The sequence below is a fragment of the Frigoribacterium sp. CFBP 13605 genome, from assembly GCF_014839405.1.
In the GTDB taxonomy this organism is placed as follows: Bacteria; Actinomycetota; Actinomycetes; order Actinomycetales; family Microbacteriaceae; genus Frigoribacterium.
The window spans coordinates 1-4995 of sequence record NZ_JACYNS010000146.1; the positions used below are offsets into that span (position 1 = coordinate 1).

General features: G+C 72.5%; 4 protein-coding genes and 1 pseudogene. 3 read left to right on the forward strand and 2 right to left on the reverse strand.

Going from position 1 to position 4995, the window contains the following annotated elements:
- Nucleotides 1–404 (reverse strand): annotated as a pseudogene (locus IFT36_RS15095) (hypothetical protein); the annotation flags it as partial.
- Between the two features lie 216 nt (nucleotides 405–620).
- Entirely contained in the window at nucleotides 621–1457 is an 837-nt protein-coding gene (locus IFT36_RS15100) for an alpha/beta fold hydrolase (protein ID WP_192122836.1), read from the reverse strand.
- Between the two features lie 175 nt (nucleotides 1458–1632).
- Here IFT36_RS15100 and IFT36_RS15105 point away from each other — a divergent pair, with 175 nt between their 5' ends.
- The 3 genes from IFT36_RS15105 to IFT36_RS15115 all read left to right on the forward strand — a co-directional run bounded on the left by IFT36_RS15105 (nucleotide 1633) and on the right by IFT36_RS15115 (nucleotide 4973).
- Nucleotides 1633–1860 (forward strand): heavy-metal-associated domain-containing protein, encoded by a 228-nt coding sequence (locus IFT36_RS15105; protein WP_123570977.1) that lies wholly within the window; start codon nucleotides 1633–1635, stop codon nucleotides 1858–1860.
- Entirely contained in the window at nucleotides 1857–4247 is a 2391-nt protein-coding gene (locus IFT36_RS15110) for a heavy metal translocating P-type ATPase (RefSeq protein WP_200413563.1), read from the forward strand. The genes IFT36_RS15105 and IFT36_RS15110 overlap by 4 nt, the downstream gene beginning before the upstream one ends.
- A 453-nt stretch (nucleotides 4248–4700) precedes the next feature.
- Nucleotides 4701–4973, forward strand: a complete 273-nt coding sequence (locus IFT36_RS15115; RefSeq protein WP_043596621.1) for a zinc-ribbon domain-containing protein — start codon at nucleotides 4701–4703, stop codon at nucleotides 4971–4973.
- The last annotated feature ends 22 nt before the right edge of the window (nucleotides 4974–4995 follow it).

The following is a 4995-nucleotide window of genomic DNA, read 5'->3' on the forward strand; positions in this document are numbered from 1 at the left end:
AGGCCGGAGCCGTCGTGGTCGATCTCGCCCTGGACGTAAGGTCGCACGTCGCTGTCGGGGCCGTAGTAGTCGACATTGCCGCCCGTGATGGGGAAGGCGAAGGTGCCGTCGGTGAAGGTCGCGGTGCCGACGACGCCCGGGGTCAGGCCGAGCGAGGTGATCGCGTCGACGAAGGACTGGTCGACGGCGACCTGGGTGTCGACGCCGTTGCTGAGGTCGGCGATCGACGCGGCGGGCGTCGACGCGGCCGAGGGCTCGGACGAGGAGGACGACGACGACGTCGAGGAGGTGTCGGTCGCGGTGCCCGAGTTGGACGAGCAGGCGGCGAGCGAGAAGATCAGGGCGCCGGAGGCGGCGATGCCGAAGGCGGCTTTCGTGATGCGCTTGCGAGTGAAGGCGTTCATGGTGAAGCTCCTTGTCAGTTGGTCCCGGTGGGGATGTACAGGGTTCGCCACCGAGGGCGAGAAGGTTTGGATCTCGGTCACTTCGTTACCCGCCCGTGACCTTCACCCCCGAACGAGGGGTGGTCGTGTCCGAGGGGTCGACGCCCGTGCGCAGGAGGCGCGGTGCCGGTCTCGAGGACCGGCGCCGCGCCTCCTGCGGTCGCGTCGAGTTCCGCTCTACTTCTTGAGGAACTCGAGCACGACGCGGTTGAACTCGTCGGCGTCGCTGACGTTCGCGCCGTGCGGTGCGCCGGCGATCACGTGCAGCTCGGACCCGGCGATCGCCGCGTGCGTCCGGGCGCCCGAGCCCTCGTACGGCACGGTCGCGTCGCCGTCACCGTGGATGACCAGCGTCGGCACGGTGACCTTGGTCAGGTCGTCACGGAAGTCGGTGTTCGCGAACGAGGCCATGGCCTCGAGCGCGGCGGCCTTGTCCGCCTGCTTCGCGAGGCGCAGGGCGTCCTGGCGGTCGGCCTCGGACACCTTGAGCACGCCGTCGACCGAGAAGAAGCCGGTCGTGAAGTCGTCGTAGAACGAGTCCTCGTCCTTGGTCAGGCCGGCCGTCATCTCGGCGGCGGCCTCCTTGGTGAGGGGGCCGTCGGGGTTGTCGTCGGTCTTGAGCAGGTACGGGGGCACGGCCGAGGCGAAGACGACGCTGTGCAGGCGCTCGGTGCCGTACGTGCTGAAGTAGCGCGCGACCTCGCCGCCACCCATCGAGAAGCCGACGAGCGTGACGTCGTCGAGGTCGAGCTCGGTGAGGACGGTGTGCAGGTCCTCGGTCAGGTGGTCGTAGTCGTAGCCCGTCTTGGGCTTGTCGCTGCGTCCGAAGCCGCGGCGGTCGTACGTGACGACGCGGTAGCCGGCCTCGACGAACGCGGGGACCTGCTTGCTCCAGGACTCACCCGACAGGGGCCAGCCGTGGATCAGGACGACGGTGCGACCCGTGCCGCCGGTGTCGTCGACGTGCAGGTTCGTGTCCTTGAAGAGGCCGTGGTGTGCGGTGATCTCGGTCATGGTCGGGTGCCTTCTCTCTCCCGCCGTCCTGGCGGGTACCCCTCCGTTAGTAGTCGGCCTCCCTGGGGGCCGGGCCGTCTCGGAGGCATCTCGGAGGTGGGGGACAACCGGCGGGCAGGCCTGGCAGGGATACCCCTAGGGGGTATAAGCTGAGGCCCGATCGAGAGGACAGCGCATGACCGACACCACCATCACCACCCTGCAGGTCGACGGCATGACCTGCGAGCACTGCGTCGCGAGCGTCACCGAAGAGCTCTCCGAGGTCGTCGGCGTCGACTCGGTCGAGGTCGACCTCAACCCCGGAGGCGCGTCCACCGTCTCGGTCCAGGCCGACGCCACCGTCGAGCACGACCAGCTGCGCGCCGCCGTCGAAGAGGCCGGCTACCAGCTCTCCGCACGATGACCACCGCCGGAGGCGCGGGTCGGCCGGGCGAGGGCGTCACCGGGAGCACCCTGCCACCCGACGCGGTGCAGTTGGACATCACCGGCATGACCTGCGCCTCCTGCGCCAACCGCATCGAGCGCAAGCTCAACAAGCTCCCCGGCGTCGAGGCCTCGGTGAACTACGCGACCGAGAAGGCGCACGTGCGGGTCGTGGCCGGTGCCGTCGACGACGCACGCGAGGGCGACCCCGGGGTGCCCGACATCGACGCGCTCATCGCCACGGTGGCGGCCGCGGGGTACGGGGCCACCGTGCCCGCGCCTCCTGCGTCCCCGACGCGCGCGGCCGACGGCTCGTCCGACGCCGCCCCGGACGCCCGGGCCACCGAGGTCGACGCCCTCCGCCGGCGCACCCTCGTCAGCGCCGCCCTCGCCCTGCCGGTCGTGGTGCTCTCGATGGTCCCGGCCCTGCAGTTCACCAACTGGCAGTGGCTCGCGCTGACCCTCGCGGCCCCCGTCGCCGTGTGGGGCGCCTGGCCCTTCCACCGCGCCGCCGCCGTCAACCTCCGCCACGGCGCCGCGAGCATGGACACCCTCGTCAGCGTCGGCGTGGTCGCCGCCTTCGCCTGGTCGCTCTGGGCCCTGTTCTTCGGCGACGCCGGCCGGCCGGGCATGCACATGTCGTTCAGCCTGGTCGCCACCCACGGCGGTCCGACCGAGCTCTACCTCGAGGTCGCGTCGGCCGTGACCGTGTTCATCCTGCTCGGCCGCTGGCTCGAGGCCCGCGCCAAGCGCCGCTCGGGCGAGGCCCTGCGCGCCCTGCTCGAACTCGGCGCGAAGGAGGCCACCGTGCTGCGCGACGGTCAGGAGGCGCGGGTCGCCACCGCGGGTCTGGTGCCCGGCGACCTCGTGGTCGTCCGTCCGGGCGAGGCGATCGCCAGCGACGCCCTCGTGCGCGAGGGCACCTCGGCGGTCGACCTGAGCATGCTGACCGGCGAGTCGGTGCCGGTCGAGGTGGGCCCGGGCGACCGCGTCGTCGGAGCGACCCTCAACGTGGGCGGACGCCTGCTCGTCGAGATCACCCGCGTCGGGGCCGACACCGAGCTCGCCCGGCTCGGTCGCCTCGTCGAGGAGGCGCAGAGCGGCAAGGCCGAGGTGCAACGACTGGCCGACCGGGTCTCGGCCGTGTTCGTGCCGGTCGTCATCGGGCTGGCCGTGCTGACCTTCGTCGGCTGGTTCGCGTTCGGCGGCTTCGTCGGGGGTGCCGGGGGCGGCAGCTTGTTCACGGGGTCGCTGCAGACCGCCTTCACCGCCGCCGTCGCCACCCTGATCATCGCCTGCCCGTGCGCACTCGGGCTCGCGACGCCCACCGCGCTGCTGGTCGGCACGGGCCGCGGCTCGCAGCTCGGCATCGTGATCCGGGGGCCGCAGGTGCTCGAGCGCACCCGCACGGTCGACACGATCGTCCTCGACAAGACCGGGACGGTCACGACCGGGCGGATGAGCGTGCGCGAGGTCGTCCTCGACGACGCCGCGGCCACCGGGGTCGACGACGTCCTGGCCCGGGCCGCCGCCGTGGAGTCCGGCTCGGAGCACCCGGTCGCCCGCGCGGTCGAGGCCGAGGCCGCCCGGCGCGGGGTCGTCGTCCCGGCTGCGGAGCAGTTCACCGCCCACGCCGGGGCCGGCGTGCAGGCCCTCGTCGATGGCACGCTCGTGCTGGTCGGCCGCCCCGGGTGGCTGGCCGACGAGTGGTCGGTCACCGCGCCTCCCGGGCTCGAGAGGGCGTTCGCCGCCGCCGAGGCGACCGGTGCGACCCCCGTCGCCATCGCCTGGGACGGTCGGGTGCGCGGTGTCGTCACGGTCGCGGACACCGTGAAGCCCGGTGCGCGCGAGGCCGTCGAGCGGTTCCGCGGCCTGGGCCTGACGCCCGTGCTGCTGACCGGCGACAACGCGGGCGCGGCGAGGCACGTCGCGGCGCAGGTCGGCATCGCCGCGGCGGACGTCGTGGCGCAGGCGACCCCGCAGCAGAAGGTGGAGGCGGTGGCCCGGTTGCAGGCCGAGGGTCGCGTCGTCGCCATGGTCGGCGACGGCGTCAACGACGCGGCGGCCCTCGCCACGGCCGACCTGGGCATCGCCCTCGGAACCGGCACGGACGCGGCCATCGCGGCCGGCGACCTGACCGTCGTCAGCGGCGAGCTCGCCGGGGTGGCCGACGCCATCCGCCTGTCACGGGCCACGCTCGGCACCATCAAGGGCAACCTGTTCTGGGCCTTCGCCTACAACGTCGCGGCGATCCCGGTCGCGATGCTCGGGCTGCTCAACCCCGTGCTGGCCGGCGCGGCGATGGCGGCGTCGTCCGTGTTCGTCGTGACGAACAGCCTGCGCCTGCGGCGGTTCCGCGCCGGGTGAGGCGGGGCGGGCTCCGCGTGCCCGCGTGCCCGCTCGAGTCGCACCGCCGGAACGACCCCCGGGCATGGCGAAGCCCGAGACCGTCCAACCGATCTCGGGCTTCGATGTGCTCTCCGTGAAGAGAACCAGGGACCCAACAGAGATCCCGCTTCATCTCATCGGAAGTGTAATCCCATGACGATCGACGTGCAAACGTCGATCCCACGGGGTGGGTCCCTGGCTCTCTCGCGGTGTTCGCCGGCGCGAACACCGAGAGGAGGGAGCGGATGTCCGACGACGACCGCCGCCCGCCCAGGAAGACCGTGCCGTGGTGGCAGATCGCGACTCTCGTCGTGACCGTCGCCCGGTTCGCGGTCGACCTGGTGCGCAAGGGCTAGGAACAGGGTCCCGGGGCCACCAGGCCCCGGGACCCGCTCCCCGCCCGGCTGCTCCGACGCCGCCTAGGGTGAGCGCATGATCATCTTCGGCACCAAGGGCACGAGCGCCCTGCTCGGCGTCCTCTTCTTCGTCTGCCGGGTCTGCGGCAACGAGGCCGCGCAGCGCCTGGTCAAGCACCGTCGGTGGTTCACGCTGTTCTTCATCCCGGTGATCCCGTACTCGACGAAGCACGTCTACACCTGCGCCTACTGCGGCGCGGGCACCGAGCTCGACGCCGAGGCGGCCGGACGGTTCCAGGCCGACGCCGAACACGCCGCGGCCTCCCGCGGCGGCCGGTCGCAGGGCTGACCGACCGCTCGGCGGCACGGGA

Excerpts from the sequence above, each read along its gene's own strand:
- IFT36_RS15100 (WP_192122836.1), bottom strand. The coding sequence starts at position 1,457 with ATGACCGAGATCACCGCACACCACGGCCTCTTCAAGGACACGAACCTG.
- IFT36_RS15105 (WP_123570977.1), top strand. The coding sequence starts at position 1,633 with ATGACCGACACCACCATCACCACCCTGCAGGTCGACGGCATGACCTGC.
- IFT36_RS15110 (WP_200413563.1), top strand. The coding sequence starts at position 1,857 with ATGACCACCGCCGGAGGCGCGGGTCGGCCGGGCGAGGGCGTCACCGGG.
- IFT36_RS15115 (WP_043596621.1), top strand. The coding sequence starts at position 4,701 with ATGATCATCTTCGGCACCAAGGGCACGAGCGCCCTGCTCGGCGTCCTC.